The following is an 18,389-nucleotide window of genomic DNA, read 5'->3' as shown; positions in this document are numbered from 1 at the left end:
AATACGGGGTGCCGGGTACGCGGTTGTCCATGGTGTGCGGCCGGGCGAACCCGTCCGCACGAACCGTCCAAGCGGTGTGCCCCGGCCGGCTTCCGGGCCGGGACGTCCGCGGAAGGAGCATGTGATCGTGAGCACGCAGACCCAGCCCGCGAAGGCGTCCGGGACGTTCTCCCTGTCCGGGCGGCTTCCGGTCACCCGCCTGGGGTTCGGCTCGATGCAGTTGACCGGGCCCGGGGTGTGGGGTGACCCGAAGGACCCCGACGAGGCGGTGCGCGTCCTGCGGCGGGCCGTCGAGCTGGGGGTCGACTTCATCGACACCGCGGACTCGTACGGGCCGGTGGTCGCCGAGCCGTTGATCCGCAAGGCGCTGCACCCCTATCCCGCGGACCTGGTGATCGCCACGAAGGCGGGGCTGACCCGGTCCGGGCCGAACGACTGGCGGCCGGTCGGCCGCCCGGAGTACCTGCGGCAGCAGGCCGAGATGAGCCTGCGGCACCTGGGCCTGGAGCGCATCCCCCTCTTCCAGTTGCACCGGATCGACCCGAAGGTCCCGCTGGAGGAGCAGGTCGGCGAGCTGAAGCTGCTCCAGGACGAGGGCAAGATCGCGCACATCGGGCTCTCCGAGGTCGATGTGGACCAGTTGGAGGCGGCCCGGTCGGTCACCGCCATCGCGTCGGTGCAGAACCTGTACAACCTGGCCAACCGGTCCGCGGAGAAGCTGCTGGAGCGCGCCGAGGCGGAGGGGATCGCCTTCATCCCGTGGTTCCCGCTGGCCACCGGTGAGCTGGCCAAGCCCGGCGGTCCGCTCGCCGAACTGGCCGAGCGGCACGGCGCGTCGGCGTCCCAACTGGCGCTCGCCTGGTTGCTGCGCCGCTCCCCGGTGATGCTGCCGATCCCGGGCACGTCCTCGGTGGCGCACCTGGAGGACAACATCGCGGCGGCCGGACTGGAGCTGACCGACGCGGAGTTCGCGGAGCTGACCGACGCGGTCGGCTGAGCGCGAAGGCCGCGCGGCGGGGCCGGGGACCGGTGGCAGACGGTCCCCGGCCCCGCCGCGTTCGCGGGCACGGACGCCAGGAGGGGAGGCGGCGTCGTGTCCGTCGGCACTGGGACGGTGTCGGGCGCCCGGCCGCCGTTCGGGGGGGGTGAAGCGGCAGCCGGGCGCGGACCGGAAGCGCGGGGGGGTGCGCCGCCGGTCTCGGGTCGGACAGCTCGGCTTGGCACGTCGCCGTCCGGACCCTCCCTTGCGAGTCCCCTGCAAGGGCTGACTTCCGCATGCCCCACCGCATCGCACCCATGCACACTCGGCGGAAATCGTTCGGAGAATCCTCGGCCGCCGTCCGGCGGCGGCGCCCGCCGAGGCAGCGCACCCGTCCTGACCAGGGCGCGGACTCGCCCGGACGGATGATCCCGCGGGGATGGCCGGCACCGGACAGGCCCCGGTCCGCGCGTCGGGCCGCCAGGTCAGGTGTGCGACCCGGTACCGGCGGTAAGGTTCCGGAAATGCACAAATGGAGTGGCCAACCCTTCCCCCTCGGCGCCACGTTCGACGGCACCGGGACCAATTTCGCCCTCTTCTCCGAGGTCGCCGAGAAGGTCGAGCTGTGTCTGCTCGACGAGGCACGCACCGAGACGCGGGTGACCCTGACCGAGGTGGACGGCGTCATCCGGCACGCCTACCTGCCCGGTGTCGGCCCCGGGCAGCGCTACGGCTTCCGGGTGCACGGCCCCTACGACCCCGCGCGCGGGCACCGCTGCAATCCCGCCAAGCTGCTGCTCGATCCGTACGCCAAGGCGGTCGAGGGGCAGGCGGACGGGCACCCGTCGCTGCTCGGCTACCGAGACGGCGACCCCGGCTCCCCCGACCCGGCCGACAGCCTGCCGCACGCGATGCTGTCGGTGGTCGCCGATCCGTACTTCGACTGGGGCCACGACCGGCTGCCGAAGCGGCCGTACCACGAGTCGGTGATGTACGAGGCCCACGTGCGCGGCCTGACCATGGCGCACCCGGACCTGCCCGAGGAGATCCGCGGCACCTACGCAGGTCTGGGGCATCCGGCGGTGATCGGGCACCTGACGGACCTGGGCGTCACCGCCGTGGAACTGATGCCGGTGCACCAGTACGTCCAGGACGGCCACCTGCTCGGCCGGGGGCTGAGCAACTACTGGGGCTACAACACCATCGGGTTCTTCGCACCGCACAACGGCTACTCCGCCGCGGGCGGCAGCGGCGGGCAGGTCGCCGAGTTCAAGTCGATGGTCAAGTCGCTGCACGCGGCCGGGATCGAGGTGATCCTCGACGTGGTCTACAACCACACCGCCGAGGGCAACCACCTGGGCCCGACGCTGTCCTTCCGGGGCATCGACAACGCCTCCTACTACCGGCTGGTCGACGACGACCCGGCGTCGTACTTCGACACCACCGGCACCGGCAACAGCCTGCTGATGCGCAGCCCGCACGTGCTCCAGCTCATCATGGACAGCCTGCGCTACTGGGTGACCGAGATGCACGTCGACGGGTTCCGGTTCGACCTCGCGGCCACGCTCGCCCGGCAGTTCCACGAGGTGGACCGGCTCTCCGCGTTCTTCGACCTGGTCCAGCAAGACCCGGTGGTCTCGCGGGTGAAGCTGATCGCCGAGCCGTGGGACGTCGGCGAGGGCGGCTACCAGGTCGGCAACTTCCCGCCGCTGTGGAGCGAGTGGAACGGCCGCTACCGGGACTCGGTCCGCGACTTCTGGCGGGCGGGCGACGGCGTGCTGCCGGAGTTCGCCTCCCGGCTGACCGGCTCCTCCGACCTGTACGCCGGAGAGCACCGCAGGCCGCGCGCGGGGGTGGACTTCGTGACCGCCCACGACGGTTTCACGCTGCGTGACCTGGTGTCGTACAACGACAAGCACAACGAGGCCAACGGCGAGGACAACCGGGACGGGGAGAGCCACAACCGGTCCTGGAACTGCGGCGCCGAGGGCGGGACCGGCGACCGGGGGGTGCTGGCGCTGCGTGCCCGGCAGCAGCGCAACCTGCTGACCACGCTGCTGGTCTCGCAGGGCGTGCCCATGCTGCTGCACGGCGACGAGATGGGCCGCACCCAGCACGGCAACAACAACGCCTACTGCCAGGACAACGAACTGTCCTGGGTGAACTGGGAGTTGGACGCCGACCAGCGCGACCTGCTGGACTTCACCCGGCGGCTGATCGCGCTGCGGCGCGGCCACCCGGTGTTCCGCAGGCGGCGGTTCTTCCGCGGCGGCTCCGGTCCGGACGGCGGTCCGGGCGATCTGACCTGGCTGCGCCCGGACGGCCGGGAGATGGCCGACGGCGACTGGGCCCGCACCGACGCGCACGCGATCGCGGTCCACCTGAACGGCGACGCCATCTCCGAGCCGGACGCGCACGGGCAGGCGATCACCGACGACTCGTTCCTGCTGCTGTTCAACGCGCACTGGGAGCACGTGGCGTTCCGACTGCCACCGGGCGAGTTCGGGCACTCCTGGAGCGTGGTGGTGGACACCGCGGAGCGCTCGGCGACGGACGGCGGCCACCCGGTGCGGTGCGCGGCCGGCGACACCTTCAAGGTCGAGGCGCGGGCGGTGGTCGTGCTGGTGCGGGAGCCCGACCGGGCTGGCTGACGCCGGGCGGCCTGCGCGGCGGGTCCGGACCGGGTACGGTGCGGACCCGCCGCGCCGGGCCGTCCGCGGTCCGGACCGGCCGTGCGGGCGGGAAACGGGCATGCCGGCCCGGTTCGGGCACACCGCCGGGAAACGGGCACACGGCCACGGGCCACCCGCCCGGCATGCCCCCCGACGTCCCTTGTGTCCCGCGATCCGGCGGCGGACGGCCCGTCGGAGACCGGGCGGCGTCCGCCGCGACCGGGCCCGCCAACGCGTCGAACTCCCCGCGCGGCGGCCCGGAAGCGGCCGGAAGACACCCTGGACGCGGCCGGAAAGATGTATCCGCCCGCTATCGGGCAATCGCCCGAACCGGGCCCGGCAGCCGCGGCTTTGGGTGCCCTTCGGTCCGGCTGGCTCGGCCGGAGCCCACCGACCTGCGGCAACGGCACGCTCAAACGGGCGGAACCGGACCGTTTGTTGTCCGTTGTGGGCCATGGACGGGCAAAGGGGCGGCGGTATAAATCTCCTACGGGCGATACCGGGCAGGCCGCGCCCGGACCGGAGCGAAGGGCGAGGTGGACGATGAGGGCCGAGGAGCGCCAGCACCGCATCCTGACCCTGGCCCGCCACCACGGCCAGGTGGAAGTGACCGCGGTGGCCTCGGACCTGGCGGTCGCACCGGAGACGATCCGGCGCGACCTGGGCGTCCTGGAGCGCCGCGGGCTGGTCCGCCGCACCTACGGCGGGGCGTACCCCGTCGAGGGCGCGGGCTTCGAGACCGCCCTCGCCGAGCGGGTCAACCTGCACGTCGCCGACAAGCGCAGGATCGCCGCGGAGGCGGTCAAGCTGCTCGGCGAGGCGGAGACGGTGTTCGTGGACGAGGGCTACACCCCGCAACTCGTCGCCTCGTTGCTGCCGCGCGACCGGCCGCTGACGGTGGTCACCGCGTCGCTGTCCACCGCCGCCGCGGTCGCGGAGTCCGCCGACACCACGGTGCTGCTGCTCGGCGGCCGGGTCCGGGCCAGGACCCTGGCCACCGTGGGGTCCTGGGCCTGCGCCATGCTGTCCGGCTTCGTCATCGACCTGGCGTTCGTCGGTTCCAACGGCATCTCCCGCGAACTCGGCCTGACCACACCCGATCCGGTCGTCGCCGACGTCAAGGCCAAGGCGCTGGAGGTCTCGCGCCGGCGGGTGTTCATGGGCCACCACAGCAAGTTCGGCGCGAGCAGCTTCTGCCGCTTCGCCGAGGTCTCCGACTTCGAGGCGATCGTGACCGACACCGGCCTGTCCAGTACCGAAGCCCACCGCTACACCCTGCTCGGCCCGCGCGTCTTCAGGGCCTGACCCGCCGCGGCGCCCGCCCGCCGCCTCTCCCCCCACCGGCCGCCGACCCCACCGCCCGCCCGCTCCTTCCCCGCCCGCCCGATCCGCATCCGCCTCCCCCCACCCCTCCGACTTCCGCCACACCCCCGGTTTCGCCTTCCGCCGTGCCGCCATCGGCCGGCCGGATGATCCCGCACACCCCGACTCCAGTCATGAAAGGGACGAATCATGACATCGTCTACCGGCTCGACCGCCACCCGCAGACTGCGCCGCCGCACCCTCCCCCCGTTGGCGCTGGCGGTGTCGGGCATGCTGCTCGCGGCGGCCTGCTCGGGGGCGGGCGGGGCCGGCGGCGGCTCCGGCAAGCACTCGATCAACGTGCTGATGGTGAACAACCCGCAGATGGTCGACCTGCAGAAGCTGACGGCCGCGAACTTCACCAAGTCCACCGGCATCAAGGTGAACTTCACGGTGCTGCCCGAGGACGACGTCCGCGACAAGATCACCCAGGACTTCTCCAGCCAGGCCGGCCAGTACGACGTCGCGACCATCAGCAACTACGAGGCGCCGATCTTCGCGAAGAACAACTGGCTGTCCCCGCTGACCTCCGAGGCGAAGGCCGACGCGACCTTCGACCAGAGCGACATCCTGCCCGCGATGCAGCAGTCCCTGACCTACAACGGGCAGCTTTACGCCGAGCCGTTCTACGGCGAGTCGTCGTTCCTGATGTACCGCAAGGACGTCTTCGCCGCGAAGGGCCTGACGATGCCCGCGAACCCGACCTGGAGCCAGGTCGCGGACCTCGCCGCCAAGGCCGACGGCGCGCAGAAGGACATGAAGGGCATCTGCCTGCGCGGCCAGCCCGGTTGGGGCGAGATGATCGCGCCGCTGACCACCGTGGTGAACACCATGGGCGGCACCTGGTTCGACAAGGACTGGAACGCGCAGGTGGACAGCCCCGCCTTCACCAAGGCGGTGAAGTTCTACGTGAACCTGGTGCGCGAGCACGGCGAGGCCGGCGCGGCGCAGTCCGGGTTCACCGAGTGCCTCAACGACCTGGAGCAGAGCAAGGTCGCCATGTGGTACGACGCCACCTCCGCGGCCGGCTCGCTGGAGGGCTCCGGCTCCCCGGTCGCGGGCAAGATCGGCTACGTGCCGGCGCCGGTCGAGCAGACCAAGAACGCGGGCTGGCTGTACACGTGGGCCTGGGGCGTGCAGAAGGCCAGCAGCCACCAGTCCGACGCGTGGAAGTTCATCTCCTGGGCGTCCGGCAAGGGATACGAGAACCTGGTCGGCAAGCAGCTCGGCTGGTCGAGGGTGCCGGCCGGCAAGCGCGCCTCCACCTACAGCAACCCCGCCTACGTCAAGGCCTCCAGCGCCTTCGCCACCCCGACGCTCAACGCGCTCAAGTCCGTCGACCCGGCCAACCCCGGCGTGCAGCCGCGGCCCGCGCCCGGCATCCAGTTCGTCGGCATACCGGAGTTCACCGACCTGGGCACCCAGGTCTCCCAGCAGCTCTCCTCGGCCGTCGCCGGCCGTACCAGCGTGGACAGCGCGCTGAAGGCAAGCCAGAAGCTGGCCGAGAAGGTCGCCGACAAGTACGCCGGCAAGTGAGCGGGAAGCCGACACGATGAGCACTCCCTCGATCATCGGACAACGCCACGCGCCGCCGGCCGTTTCGGGGTCCGCCGCGAGCCGGGCACCGCGCCGCCAGCGCGGTGCCTGGGCCCGGCGGGCGCCCCTGCTGCCCGCGCTCGTCTTCATGATCGTCGTCACCCAGCTGCCGTTCGTCGGCACCCTGGTGATCTCGTTCATGCGCTGGAACGCCCTGGACCCCAGTGACAAGGGGTTCACCGGCTTCGACAACTACAAGGAGGAGTTCACCGACCCGCAGCTCCGGTCGGCGCTGACCACCACGGTCGTGCTGACCGTCACGGTGGTGCTGGTCAGCCTGGTCCTCGGGCTCGGCCTCGCGCTGCTGATGGACCGCAAGTTCCCCGGCCGCGGCGCGGTGCGCACCCTGCTGATCACCCCGTTCCTGGTGGTACCGGTCGCCTCCGCACTGCTGTGGAAGCACGCCCTGTACAACGCCACCTACGGGTTCATCAACGGCTCGCTCACCTGGATCTGGAGCGTGTTCGGCAGCGACAACGCACCCCAGCCGGACTGGCTGTCCACCTCGCCGAAACTCGCCGTCGAGGCGTCCCTGATCTGGCAGTGGACCCCGTTCATGATGCTGATCCTGCTCGCCGGCCTCCAGAGCCGCCCCACCGACGTGGTCGAGGCGGCCCGGGTGGACGGCGCCGGCAACTGGGACATCTTCCGCTACCTGACCTTCCCGCACCTGCGCCGCTACCTGGAACTGGCCGCGCTGCTCGGCACGGTCTACGTGGTGCAGAACTTCGACGCGGTCTTCACGCTGACCTCCGGCGGCCTGGGCACCGCGAACCTCCCCTACGCCGTCTACAGCACCTTCTACGAGGCCCACGACTACGGGCAGGCGTCGGCCGAGGGCGTGATCGTGGTGATCCTGTCCATCATCGTGGCGACGTTCGCGCTGCGCTCGGTCTCGTCGCTGCTCAGGGAGGAGACCCACTGATGGCCGCCACCACCCTCGACGCCACCCCCGTCACGCCGGTCGCCGGCATCGCGCCGCGCGAGCGCAGGGAGCGGCGCTCCCGCCGCCTGCTGGGCGCGGGCGCCTGGCTGTGCGGGATCATCTTCTTCCTGCCCTTCGCGTGGATGGTGCTGACCTCCTTCCACAGCGAGCAGGACGCCGGCACCAACCCGCCGAAGATCGACGCCCCGCTGACCCTGCACGGCTACCGCGAGTTCTTCGGCTCGGGCACCGGTGTCAGCCCCTGGCCGCCGCTGATCAACTCGCTGACGGCGAGCATCGTCTCCACCCTGCTGGTGCTGCTGCTGGCCACCCCGGCGGCCTACGCGCTGTCCATCAAACCGGTCCGCAAGTGGTCCGACGCGATGTTCTTCTTCCTGTCCACCAAGATGCTGCCGGTCGTGGCCGGCCTCCTGCCGGTGTACCTGATCGCGAAGAACATCGGCATGCTCGACAACATCTGGCTGCTGGTCATCCTCTACACCTCGATGAACCTGCCGATCGCGGTGTGGATGATGCGGTCGTTCCTGTCCGACGTGCCCGGCGCGATCATCGAGGCCGCGTCCATCGACGGTGCCGGACTGCCCACCATCCTCGCCAGGATCGTCGCACCGATCGTCGCGCCCGGCATCGCGGCGACCGCGCTGATCTCGTTCATCTTCAGCTGGAACGAGCTGCTGTTCGCACGGGTGCTCACCGGCGTCACCGCCAACACCGCGCCCGTCTTCCTGACCAGCTTCGTCACCAGCCAGGGCCTGTTCCTGGCGAAGGTGTGCGCCGCCGCGGTCTGCATCTCCCTGCCGGTGCTCGCCGCCGGGTTCGCCGCCCAGGACAAGCTCGTCCAGGGCCTCTCCCTTGGAGCCGTCAAGTGAAAGCCGCCGTCATCAGCTCCCCCGGCCAGGTCGGCATCGAGACCGTCGACGACCCGACCCCCGGGCCCTCGGAGGTGGTCGTCCAGGTCTCCGCCTGCGGCCTGTGCGGCACCGACCTGCACATCCTCCAGGGGGAGTTCGCGCCGACGCTGCCGATCGTGCCGGGCCACGAGTTCGCCGGTGAGATCGTCGCGGTCGGCTCGCAGGTGCGCGGCCTGAACGCCGGCGACCGGGTCGCGGTGGACCCGTCGCTGTACTGCCACGAGTGCCACTACTGCCGGATCGGCCGCAACAACCTGTGCGAGCGGTGGAACGCCATCGGCGTCACCGTCCCGGGCGGGGCCGCGGAGTACGCCGCCGCCCCGGCCGCGAACTGCGTCAAGCTCCCCGAGCACATCGCCACCCGCGACGCCGCGCTGATCGAGCCGCTGTCCTGCGCGGTGCGCGGCTACGACATCCTGCGCTCCCAGCTTGCCACCCACGTCCTCATCTACGGCTCCGGCACGATGGGCCTGATGATGATGGAGCTGGCCAAGCGGACCGGCGCGGCGAGCGTGGACATGGTGGACCTCAACGAGGAGCGGCTGACCACCGCCCGGCAACTGGGCTGCTCGGCCACGGCCACCAGCGCCGACGAGCTGGACCAGCCGCGCGGCTGGGACGTCGTCATCGACGCCACCGGCAACGCCGCCGCCATCCAGGACGCGCTGGGCCGGGTCGGCAAGGGCGGCACCTTCCTCCAGTTCGGCGTCGCCGACTACGCCGCCCGCGCCACCATCGAGCCGTACAAGATCTACAATCAGGAGATCACCATCACCGGCTCCATGGCGGTGCTGCACAGCTACGAGCGGGCCGCCGAGCTGTTCGCGGGCGGGGTGCTCGATCCCGAGGTCTTCATCAGCGACCGGCTTCCCCTGGTGGACTACGCGGCGGCCCTCCAGCGTTTCCAGGCGGGCGTGGGACGGAAGATCCAGGTCCTGCCGTAGCGGCAGCCGCCCACCCCACCCGTCCGCCCCACCCGCCACCGTGTCGCCGTGCCGCCCGGAAGAGGAAGGCCCATGACTGCACCCCTGCCCGCTTCACCCCCCGTGCCGCCGCTGCCGCCTCCCCCGGTGCCGGCGCTGGTGATCGGTGAGGCGTTGACCGACATCCTGACCGGTCCGGCAGGGGTGCACGGCGAGCACCCCGGTGGCAGCCCGGCGAACGTCGCGCTCGGGCTCGGCCGGCTCGGCCACCCGGTACGACTGGCCACCCGGATCGGTCGTGACCGAACCGGGAACGCGCTGCGCGCGTGGCTGGAGCGCGGCGGGACCGAGCTGCTACCGGGGTCCGTCGGCGACGTGCCGACCTCGTCGGCCACCGCCCGGGTGCGGCCGGACGGCACCGTCGGCTACGAGTTCGACCTGGTCTGGGACCTCGCCCCGGCGACCGTCGAGGCGCTGCGCTCCGGGCCGCCCGCCCACCTGCACATCGGCTCGGTCGCCACCGCGCTGCCGCCGGGTGCCGACCTGGTGCTGGCGGCCACCGAGGAGACCAGGCCGCGCGCCACCGTCTCCTACGACCCGAACATCCGCCCGGCGCTGCTGGGCGACCGCGCACACGAACGCGCCCGGGTGGAGCACCTGGTGGCGCTGAGCGACGTGGTGAAGGCCAGTGACGAGGACCTGGCCTGGCTCTACCCGGACGAGGACCCCGACACCGCGGCCGCCCGCTGGGCACGGCTCGGTCCGGCCCTGGTGGTGCTCACCCGGGGGCCGCGCGGCGCCCGCGCCTGGTGGCGGCAGGGGCACCTGGACGTGCCGGCGCCGCCGATCCGCGTCGTGGACACCGTGGGGGCGGGTGACTCGTTCATGTCCGCGCTGGTCAGCGCGCTGCTGCGGCGGGACCTGCTCAGCGGCGGCGGCACGTCCGCGACCGCCGCGACCCGCGCGCGGCTGCGCGAGGCGACCGGCGCCGGCGCGCTGCCCGCGGAGGTGGTCGAGGCGCTGCGGTACGCGGTGCGGGCCGCGGGGATCACCTGCTCCCGGCCGGGCGCCGCCCCGCCGACCTACGAGGAGCTGGAGCGTCCGCCGGTCTGAGGGAAGGGCGACCGGACCGCCGGACCGGGTGGACGACCCGGGTGCCGGAAAGCCGCGCCTCGGGGAGCGCCCCGTGCGCCCCGCGCGGCCAGTGTCGCCGGCACGCCCGTGTCGCCGGCACGCCCGTGTCGCCGGCACGCCGGTGCCTTCCCCCGCGCTCACCCGAAGTGGACGACGATCCGCCCCTGGTTGGACGGGTCGGCCTCGAAGCTGCGGTAGAGCCGCTTGAGGTGCGGCTGCCGCAACGTGGCCAGCACCCGGGTCCGGAGCTTCCCCGAGCCCTTGCCCGAGATGATCTCCACCCGGTCCGCCTTCGTCGCCGCGGCCCGGAAGATGATCTCCCGCACCGCCCGGTCGATGTCGCGGTCGCTGCGGAACAGCGGGTGCAGGTCGAGGGTGAGCGTCATCGGTGCCCGTGCCTTTCTCGCCGACTGCGGCGCCCGGCGCGGGCGGCCACCAGCACCGTACCGCCGGACGGAAATCCCGTGGCGGTCCGCGGCGCCCGCGGTTACGGTCGCGCGATGACCACTCGTACCTTCCGGATCACGGTCCGCGGTGTCTTCGACCAACTGAGCACCCAGCAGCGCGCGGAACTGCTGGCGGCCGCGCCCGAGCACGACGTGCTGCGCGCGGCCTTCACCCCCGAGGGGCACCTCAGCTACGACATCGCCGCGCGTCCCGCCTTCACCTTCCGCTTCAGCGACTCCGGCGAGGCCGAGGAGGACATCGTCCCGGCGACCGCCCGCGCCGAGTCCGCCGCCCGCGCCTGGCTCGACGCCCGCGGGTACGGTTTCGCGAAGCTCCGCTCCCAGGCGGAGGACCTGTCGCAGGCGCCGCTGGGCAAGCGCGCCCGACGCGAGGCCGCGAAGAAGCTCCCCTGAGCCCTGTCCCGCCGGGGGCGCCGGGAACACCGGGACGCGCCGGCCGCGGTGGCGTCCTGGTCGCGCCGCTCCGCCCGCGGTGACGCGCCGGCGTCACGGCGTCGGGTAGATGTCCCCCGCGGCCATCATGCTCTCCTGCTCGCAGTCGAACTCCGCCTGCCGCGCCTGCCGCCGGAGCCGGCGGCGCTCCTCCGGGTCGTCGCTGCGCTCCGCTTCCGCCTCCAGCGCCCGCGCCTTCTCGCGCATCTCCCGGACGTGCCGCTCGTGCCGCTCGTCGACCGGTCCGTTCCCGTTCATGTGCCGCACTCCCCTTCGTGCGCCCGATACCTCCACCCAAACAGCCCTGCCGCCGGTTCGCCACCGGGGCCGCAGGGCGGCACGGGCGGGAGGGCGTGGTCGGGGATGCGGCGGAGCGTCCAGGTTTCAAAGACGTTTCAACCCACCGGGTCCAAGCCGTCCTGGCAGGTGTCTTGACGGCCGTTGTACACGACCCTAAGTTGTGCGGCGACCGGCTTGAAACGTTACAGTCCGACGTTCGGCAGGCGTCGTGCGAGGAACTCCCGGGAGGACCAGGCATGCCCCGTTCCCACGACCACCGGCCGGGCCGGACACGGACACGGACGCGAGGACGGTGGCCCGCCGGGGCCGCGGGGGTGGCGGCCGCGCTGCTGCTGACCGTGACGGCCGGGCAGGTCCCGGCCGCGGCAGGCGGGCCCGCCACCGCGGACTCCGCCTGCCCCTGGGTCGGCTCGACCGCAACCCCCGCGCAGCGCGCCGCCCAGGTACTCGCGCGGATGACGACCGACGAGAAGCTGTCCATGACCCATGGCAGCCAACTGCCCGGCTATGCGGGCGTGGTGGCCGCCATCCCGCGGCTGTGCATCCCGGCGCTGAATCTCAACGACGGCGGCGCCGGCGTGGTGATGGGCGGCACCACCGCGATGCCGGCGCCGGTGGCCGCGGCGGCGAGCTGGGACCCGGCGGCGGAACTGTCGTACGGGCAGGTGGTCGGCGCCGAGGCGAAGACCAAGGGCGTGAGCGTCGACCTGGGGCCCGACGCCAACCTGGAGCGGGACCCGCGTGGCGGGCGGGTGTTCGAGATGGCCGGCGAGGACCCCTACCTGGCCGGGGCCATGACCACGCAGTACGTGAAGGGCGTCCAGTCCCAGGGCGTGATGGCCGACGTCAAGCACCTGGTCGCCAACGACACCGAGCAGAACCGCAACAACGGCAACGCGATCGTGGACGAGCGCACCCTGCGCGAGATCTACTACCCGGCGTTCGAGCAGGCCGTGCAGGAGGGCGGCGCGGCCTCGATCATGGCCGCGACGAGCCTGGTCAACGGCGTGCACGCGAACGAGAACGCGACCTTGCTGAAGGACACCGCCAAGCAGGACTGGGGCTTCGACGGGTTCGTGGTCACCGACTGGGACGGGGCGCGCAGCACCGTGCGGGCCGCCGACGCCGAGCTGGACCTGAACATGCCCGCCCCGGGGAACTTCGGGCAGGCGCTGTCGGACGCCGTGCGCTCCGGCCAGGTGAGCACGGCGGTGCTGAACGACAAGGTGGCGCGGCTGCTGACCGAGGAGTTCGCCTTCGGCCTGTTCGACTCCACCGCGGGCTCGCCCGGCGCCACCGCCACCACCCCCGAACACGTCGCCACCGCACGGGACATCGCCGCCGAAGGCACCGTGCTGATGAAGAACGAGGGCGGTCTGCTGCCGCTCAAGGCGTCCGGCACCCCGTCGATCGCCGTGATCGGCGCCGCGGCGAAGGACGCGCCGGTCACCGGAGGTGGCGGCAGCTCGCACGTGCCGGCCGACCCCTCGTCGGTGGTCACCGTGGCGGACGGCATCGCCGCGCGGGCGGGCGCGGGGGTGCGGGTGGACAGCGTCGGGTCCTGGGCGGGGGCCGCCTCCTCCTCGGCCAGCGCGTCCGACCAGCCGGACAACATGTTCGACGGCGACCTCGGCACCCGCTGGTCCAGTGGGCAGCCGATGGCCGACGGCCAGTGGGTCACCGCCGACACCGGAGGCTCGCACCCGATAGACCGGATCACGATGGACGCGGGCAACGCGACCGACTACGCCCGCGGGTACCAGGTCTACCTGTCCTCCGACGGCAAGGACTGGGGTTCCCCCGTCGCCGAGGGCACCGGCACCGGCCAGGTCGTCACCGCGGCCTTCGCCGCCCGCCAGGCGCGGTACGTCAAGGTGGTGCAGACCGGATCGGCGAGCAGCTGGTGGTCGATCGCCGAACTGGACGCGTACACCGCCGACGGCGCCGGCGGGCAGACCGCCCTGGAGCGCTCCGGGGTGCGCGTCCCGGGGGTGACCGACAAGCTGCCGACCGTCCCCTCGGCGCGCTTCACCACCGCCGGCGGCGAGCAGGGCCTGACCGCCAGCTACTACAACAACCTCGACCTGTCCGGCACGCCCGCGCTCACCCGCGTCGAGCCGGACATCGACGACCACTACACCTCCGCGCCGGGGCCCGGCGTCAACCCGGCCGGCTTCTCGGTGCGGTGGACCGGCTACCTGACCGCACCGGTCACCGGGACCTACACCTTCTCGATGGCCGACACCGGCGGGGTCAGGATGAGCCTCGGCGGCCGGCCGGTCTTCCAGGACTGGGCGCAGTACGGCCCCGGCGTCTCCGCGGTCCACCTCGTGGGCGGGGAGAGGACGCCGATCACAGTGGAGAACTACCAGCCGGTCAACGGCCCGAGCGGCCCCGTGGCGGGGACGCCCACCAGCCCGCCGTCCAACGGCTCCGTCACGCTCGGCTGGCAGGTCCCGGACACCGCCGCGATCGCCGCCGCGGCGGCCGCCGCCCGACAGGACAGCGTCGCGGTCGTCGTGGTCAGCGACGACGAGAGCGAGGACGGGGACCGGCAGAACCTCACGCTGCCCGGCGCGCAGGACGACCTGGTCGAGGCGGTGGCCGCCGCGAACCCGCACACCGTCGTCGTCCTGGACACCGGCGCCCCGGTGCTCATGCCGTGGCTGGACTCGGTCGACGGGGTGCTGGAGTCCTGGTACGGCGGGCAGCAGAACGGCACCGCGCTGGCGTCCGTGCTGTTCGGCGACGTCAACCCGTCCGGCAAGCTCCCGCAGACCTGGCCGGCCAGCATGTCCCAACTGCCCACCGCCGACCCCGCCCGCTACCCCGGCACCGTGGACGTGGCGACCAACACCACCGACTACCACTACAGCGAGGGCCTGGACGTCGGCTACCGCTGGTACGACGCCCACCACCTGACACCGCTCTTCCCCTTCGGATTCGGCCTGAGTTACTCGACGTTCTCCTTCAGCGGCCTGAGCGTCTCGCCGGGGACGGCCGAGGCGGCCGGTCCGGTCCGCGTCTCGGCCACAGTGCGCAACACCGGCACCCGGACCGGCTCCGAGGTCGCCCAGCTCTACGTCGGGGACCCGGCGACGTCCGGTGAACCGCCCGAGCAGCTCAAGGGCTTCCAGCGCGTCACCCTGCGCCCGGGCCAGTCCCAGCGGGTGACCTTCAGCCTCTCCCCGTCCGACCTGCGGATCTGGGACGACGCGACCGGCGCCTGGAAGACCGACCCGGGCACCTACCGGCTGTCGGTCGGCGACTCCTCGCGCGACCTGCCGCTGACCGGCCACTACACGCTGCGCCGCTCCACCGGCACCCGCGCGGTCTCCGCGCACGCCCCCGCCACGCTCGACCCCGCCCACGGCAACGTGGTGACCACCACGCTCACCGCCGGGGGCGACCAGACCCTCGACCACGTCCGGCTCGGCCTCGGCGTGCCGGCCGGGTGGACGGCCGTGCCGCGGACGGCCGCGCAGTTCCGCAGCGTGCGGCCCGGCACCCGCCTGAGCACGTCGTGGCTGGTGACGCCGCCGGCCGGCGCGCAGGACCGGCTGTGGCGGCTGACCGCCTCGGCGTCCGCCGACGGCGGCTACCGCACGGACGGCGGGCTCCAGGTCACGGTCGGCCCCCTGGTGTCGGCGACGCTCACCTCCACCGCGAAGCTCGCGCGGACCGGGAGCAGTTACCCGGCCGTGCTCACGCTCCACAACACCGGTGACCGCCGGGTGTCGGTGGACGTCGGGGCCGACCCGCCGGACGGGGTGGACGTCACCCCCGCCACGGCCACGGTGGTGCTCGCGCCGGGCGCGTCGGCCACCGAGCCGCTGACCGTCGCCGTCGGGAACGGCGCGAGGTCGGCGGCGATCGACCTGACCGGCACGGTGCACACCTCGGACGGGGACCTCCCGCTCCAGGGCGGCTCCCTCGACCTGCCGCTGCTGTTCGGATCGCTCGCGGCGGCGTACGACAACACCGCGGTCAGCGACGACTCCGCGCCGCAGTCCGCCGACTTCGACGGCTCGGGCTACAGCTACTCCGCCCAGGCGCTAGCCGGGGTCGGCCTGGTGCCGGGCCAGACCGTCCCGCAGGACCCGCCGGTCCTCAGCTGGCCGTCGGCCGCCCCGGGCAGCCCGGACAACGTGGTCGCCGCCGGACAGAACATCGCGGTGGGCGGCAGCGGTGCGCAGCTGTGGTTCCTCGGCTCGGCGAACAACGGCAGCGGCTCGGGCACCGGCACCCTCACCTACACCGACGGCAGCACTGCGCCGTACACCCTCACCCTCACCAACTGGACGCCGAGCTCCCCGCTGCCCGGCGACGACCTGGTCGCCACCGCACCGTCCTGGAACCGGCCCGCGGGCAGCGGCTACCCGGCCGCCACCGAGGTCAGCGTCTACGCGACGAAGGTCCCGCTGGCCGCCGGGAAGACCCTCGCCTACGTCACGCTGCCCTCGACCGCCGCCGGCGACCAGGCCGGCACCCGGCTGCACGTCTTCGACATCGCCGTCGAGTGAGCCGGGCGCACCGGGCCCGCCGGGGGTCCTGACGCGTCCATCGGCCCGGTTCGCCGGGCGGCCCGGGCGCGTCGGGCGCCGCAACGCCTCGGGCTGCCCGAGCCTGTTCAGTGCCCGGCCTCTCCGGCCGCCGGAAGGCCCCGTCCCTCGGGCGGGCCGGGCGCAGCCGGCGGCCCGGATCCGCCCGTCAGCCCGGATCCGCCCGTCGGCCCGAGACCCCGGCGGGCGCGGCCCGCCCGCCTCCTCCCCCCACCCCTCCGAACCGCACCTCCTCGCACCTCGGCCCCCACCGGAACACCCGTCAGGAGCGTGAGTTGAAAAGGATCCTGTCCGCTGTCGTCCTCCCCGCCGCCGCACTGGTCGCCGTCATGGCGCCCCCGGCAGCCGCGGCCGGCCCGCCCGCCCCGCCCGACGCGAACCTCGCCGCCGCGTACGACAACGCCGGCATCAGCACGGCCGCCGTGCCCACCGCGGCCGACCTCGACGGCCTGGGCAACAGCTTCGTCGCCGAGGACCTGGCGGCCGCGGGCTGGGGCCCCGGTGCCGCGGTCACGGTCGACGGAACCCGGCTCACGATGCCCCGGGCCACCCCCGGACAGCCGGACAACGTCATCGCCGACGGCCAGCGGATCGCGCTGCACGGCTCCGGCTCGGCGTTGACGTTCCTGGTCACCGGCACCGGCGCCGACGCCGCCGGGTCCGGCACGGTCACCTATACCGACGGCAGCAGCCAGAGCTACCGGCTCACCGCGCCCGACTGGTACAGCGGGCCGAGCGACGAGCTGGCGGTGCGCACCGCCCGCCGCGACACCCCCGCGGGCCCGACGGCGCTCGACGTCAAGCTGTACGCGGTGTCCGTACCGCTGGACGCGCGCCGGCGGCCGGCCTCGGTGACGCTCCCGACGGTCACCGGGACGGGCGGCGGCCCGGCGCCCGAACTCCACGTGTTCGCCCTCGGCCTGCGCCCGGAGCCGGCCGGGTGGACCGCCACCTGGTCCACCGCGGTCGACGACGGCCTGGCACCGTACGTGTGGACCGACCGCACGCTGCGGATGGTGGAGCACACCAGCGTGGGCGGCAACCGGGTGCGGATCAGGCTCGACAACTCCTTCGGGCCCGCCCCGCTGACGGTGGGCCACGCCACCATCGCGGTGCGCGCGTCCGGAGCGGTGCCGGCCGCCGCGCCCGTCACGCTCACCTTCGGCGGGAAACGGCAGGCCACCATGCCCGCCGGCGGGCAGGCGTACAGCGATCCGCTGCCCTTCTCCGTGCCCGCGGACAGCGACCTGCTGGTCAGCGTCTATCTGCCGGGCACCGTCCAGTTCGCCCCGATGCACAGCCAGGGCCTCCAGGACATGTACTCCACCGCCGACGGCGGCACCGACCACGCCGCCGACGGCGCCGACTTCCCCGTGAACAACCTCTTCGGCTTCTGGACGGTGCTGTCGGGCATCGAGGTCACCGGCCCCTCGCACAGCACCGTCGTCGCCCTCGGCGACTCGATCACCGACGGCTACGCGTCCACGGTGAACGGCAACCAGCGCTGGCCGAACTACCTCGCGCAGCGGCTGCTCGCGAAGGACGGCCCCACCGCGCCGGCCGTCGCGGACGAGGGGATCAGCGGCAACCGGGTGCTCACCGACGCGTTCAACGGCCTGCCGAACACCGGCACCGCGGGCGTCAAGGCCACCGCCCGGCTGGACCGCGACGTCTTCGCCCAGGCCGGCGTGCGCACCGTGGTCGTCCTGGAGGGCATCAACGACGTCGACTCCGACGCCTCGGCGGACGACGTGATCGCCGGGCTGGAGCAGATCGCCGCCACCGCCCACGCCTACGGGCTCCGCGTCGTGGTCGGCACCCTCACCCCGGCGGGGGGCTGCGGCTGCACCGACCCCGCGCGGGCCGCGGCGCGCGACCGGATCAACTCCTTCATCCGCGACAACGGCGGCGCCTTCGACGCCTGGGTCGACTTCGACGCGGCCGTGCGCGACCCGGCCGACCCGGAGGCGATGCTCCCGCAGTACGACTCCGGCGACCACCTGCACCCCAACGGAGCCGGGTACCGGGCGATGGCCGACGCCATCGACCTCGCCACGCTCTGAGCGGGCGCGCCGACCCGCGCCCGGGCGCCTGGTTCCGACCCA

At 73.1% G+C, this 18,389-nt stretch carries 13 protein-coding genes; 11 read left to right on the top strand and 2 right to left on the bottom strand.

The window, feature by feature from the left end:
* Positions 1–127: 127 nt before the first annotated feature.
* From RVR_RS35205 to RVR_RS35170, 8 genes are all read left to right on the top strand, one after another.
* Positions 128–997 (top strand): aldo/keto reductase, encoded by an 870-nt coding sequence (locus RVR_RS35205; RefSeq protein ID WP_202238028.1) that lies wholly within the window; start codon positions 128–130, stop codon positions 995–997.
* A 506-nt stretch (positions 998–1,503) separates the two neighbouring features.
* Positions 1,504–3,630 (top strand): glycogen debranching protein GlgX, encoded by a 2,127-nt coding sequence (gene glgX, locus RVR_RS35200; protein WP_202238026.1) that lies wholly within the window; start codon positions 1,504–1,506, stop codon positions 3,628–3,630.
* 564 nt (positions 3,631–4,194) lie between these two features.
* Positions 4,195–4,956, top strand: a complete 762-nt coding sequence (locus tag RVR_RS35195; protein ID WP_202238024.1) for a DeoR/GlpR family DNA-binding transcription regulator — start codon at positions 4,195–4,197, stop codon at positions 4,954–4,956.
* A 207-nt stretch (positions 4,957–5,163) separates the two neighbouring features.
* Positions 5,164–6,549, top strand: a complete 1,386-nt coding sequence (locus tag RVR_RS35190; protein ID WP_202238023.1) for an ABC transporter substrate-binding protein — start codon at positions 5,164–5,166, stop codon at positions 6,547–6,549.
* Between the two features lie 16 nt (positions 6,550–6,565).
* Positions 6,566–7,534 (top strand): carbohydrate ABC transporter permease, encoded by a 969-nt coding sequence (locus RVR_RS35185; RefSeq protein ID WP_202238021.1) that lies wholly within the window; start codon positions 6,566–6,568, stop codon positions 7,532–7,534.
* The gene (locus RVR_RS35180; protein WP_202238019.1) at positions 7,534–8,424 is read left to right on the top strand and encodes a carbohydrate ABC transporter permease; all 891 of its coding nucleotides are present in this window, start codon (positions 7,534–7,536) and stop codon (positions 8,422–8,424) included. The genes RVR_RS35185 and RVR_RS35180 overlap by 1 nt, the downstream gene beginning before the upstream one ends.
* Positions 8,421–9,410: a zinc-dependent alcohol dehydrogenase family protein gene (locus tag RVR_RS35175; protein ID WP_202238017.1), complete on the top strand. Its 990-nt coding sequence runs from the start codon at positions 8,421–8,423 to the stop codon at positions 9,408–9,410. Before RVR_RS35180 ends, RVR_RS35175 begins: the two co-directional genes overlap by 4 nt.
* Positions 9,411–9,482: 72 nt before the next feature.
* On the top strand, positions 9,483–10,502 hold the full coding sequence (locus RVR_RS35170) for a carbohydrate kinase family protein (protein ID WP_202238015.1): 1,020 nt from the start codon (positions 9,483–9,485) through the stop codon (positions 10,500–10,502).
* A 158-nt stretch (positions 10,503–10,660) separates the two neighbouring features.
* Here the strand turns inward: RVR_RS35170 and RVR_RS35165 are convergent, their stop codons facing one another.
* Positions 10,661–10,909: a Smr/MutS family protein gene (locus tag RVR_RS35165; RefSeq protein WP_202238013.1), complete on the bottom strand. Its 249-nt coding sequence runs from the start codon at positions 10,907–10,909 to the stop codon at positions 10,661–10,663.
* Between the two features lie 114 nt (positions 10,910–11,023).
* Here RVR_RS35165 and RVR_RS35160 point away from each other — a divergent pair, with 114 nt between their 5' ends.
* The gene (locus RVR_RS35160) at positions 11,024–11,383 is read left to right on the top strand and encodes a DUF6204 family protein (protein ID WP_202238011.1); all 360 of its coding nucleotides are present in this window, start codon (positions 11,024–11,026) and stop codon (positions 11,381–11,383) included.
* A 93-nt stretch (positions 11,384–11,476) separates the two neighbouring features.
* Here the strand turns inward: RVR_RS35160 and RVR_RS35155 are convergent, their stop codons facing one another.
* The gene (locus RVR_RS35155) at positions 11,477–11,680 is read right to left on the bottom strand and encodes a DUF6381 family protein (RefSeq protein WP_237405163.1); all 204 of its coding nucleotides are present in this window, start codon (positions 11,678–11,680) and stop codon (positions 11,477–11,479) included.
* A 278-nt stretch (positions 11,681–11,958) separates the two neighbouring features.
* On the opposite strand from RVR_RS35155, the gene RVR_RS35150 reads away from it, so the two are divergent.
* Together RVR_RS35150 and RVR_RS35145 are read left to right on the top strand one after the other, a co-directional pair.
* Positions 11,959–16,245 (top strand): glycoside hydrolase family 3 C-terminal domain-containing protein, encoded by a 4,287-nt coding sequence (locus RVR_RS35150; protein ID WP_202238009.1) that lies wholly within the window; start codon positions 11,959–11,961, stop codon positions 16,243–16,245.
* A gap of 314 nt (positions 16,246–16,559) precedes the next feature.
* Positions 16,560–18,347, top strand: a complete 1,788-nt coding sequence (locus RVR_RS35145) for an SGNH/GDSL hydrolase family protein (RefSeq protein ID WP_237405162.1) — start codon at positions 16,560–16,562, stop codon at positions 18,345–18,347.
* Positions 18,348–18,389: the final 42 nt, after the last annotated feature.

It is taken from the genome of Streptomyces sp. SN-593 (assembly GCF_016756395.1).
GTDB lineage: Bacteria > Actinomycetota > Actinomycetes > Streptomycetales > Streptomycetaceae > Actinacidiphila > Actinacidiphila reveromycinica.
The sequence above is the reverse complement of the archived record's forward strand: the minus strand, read 5'-3'. Positions and strand labels throughout refer to the sequence as shown.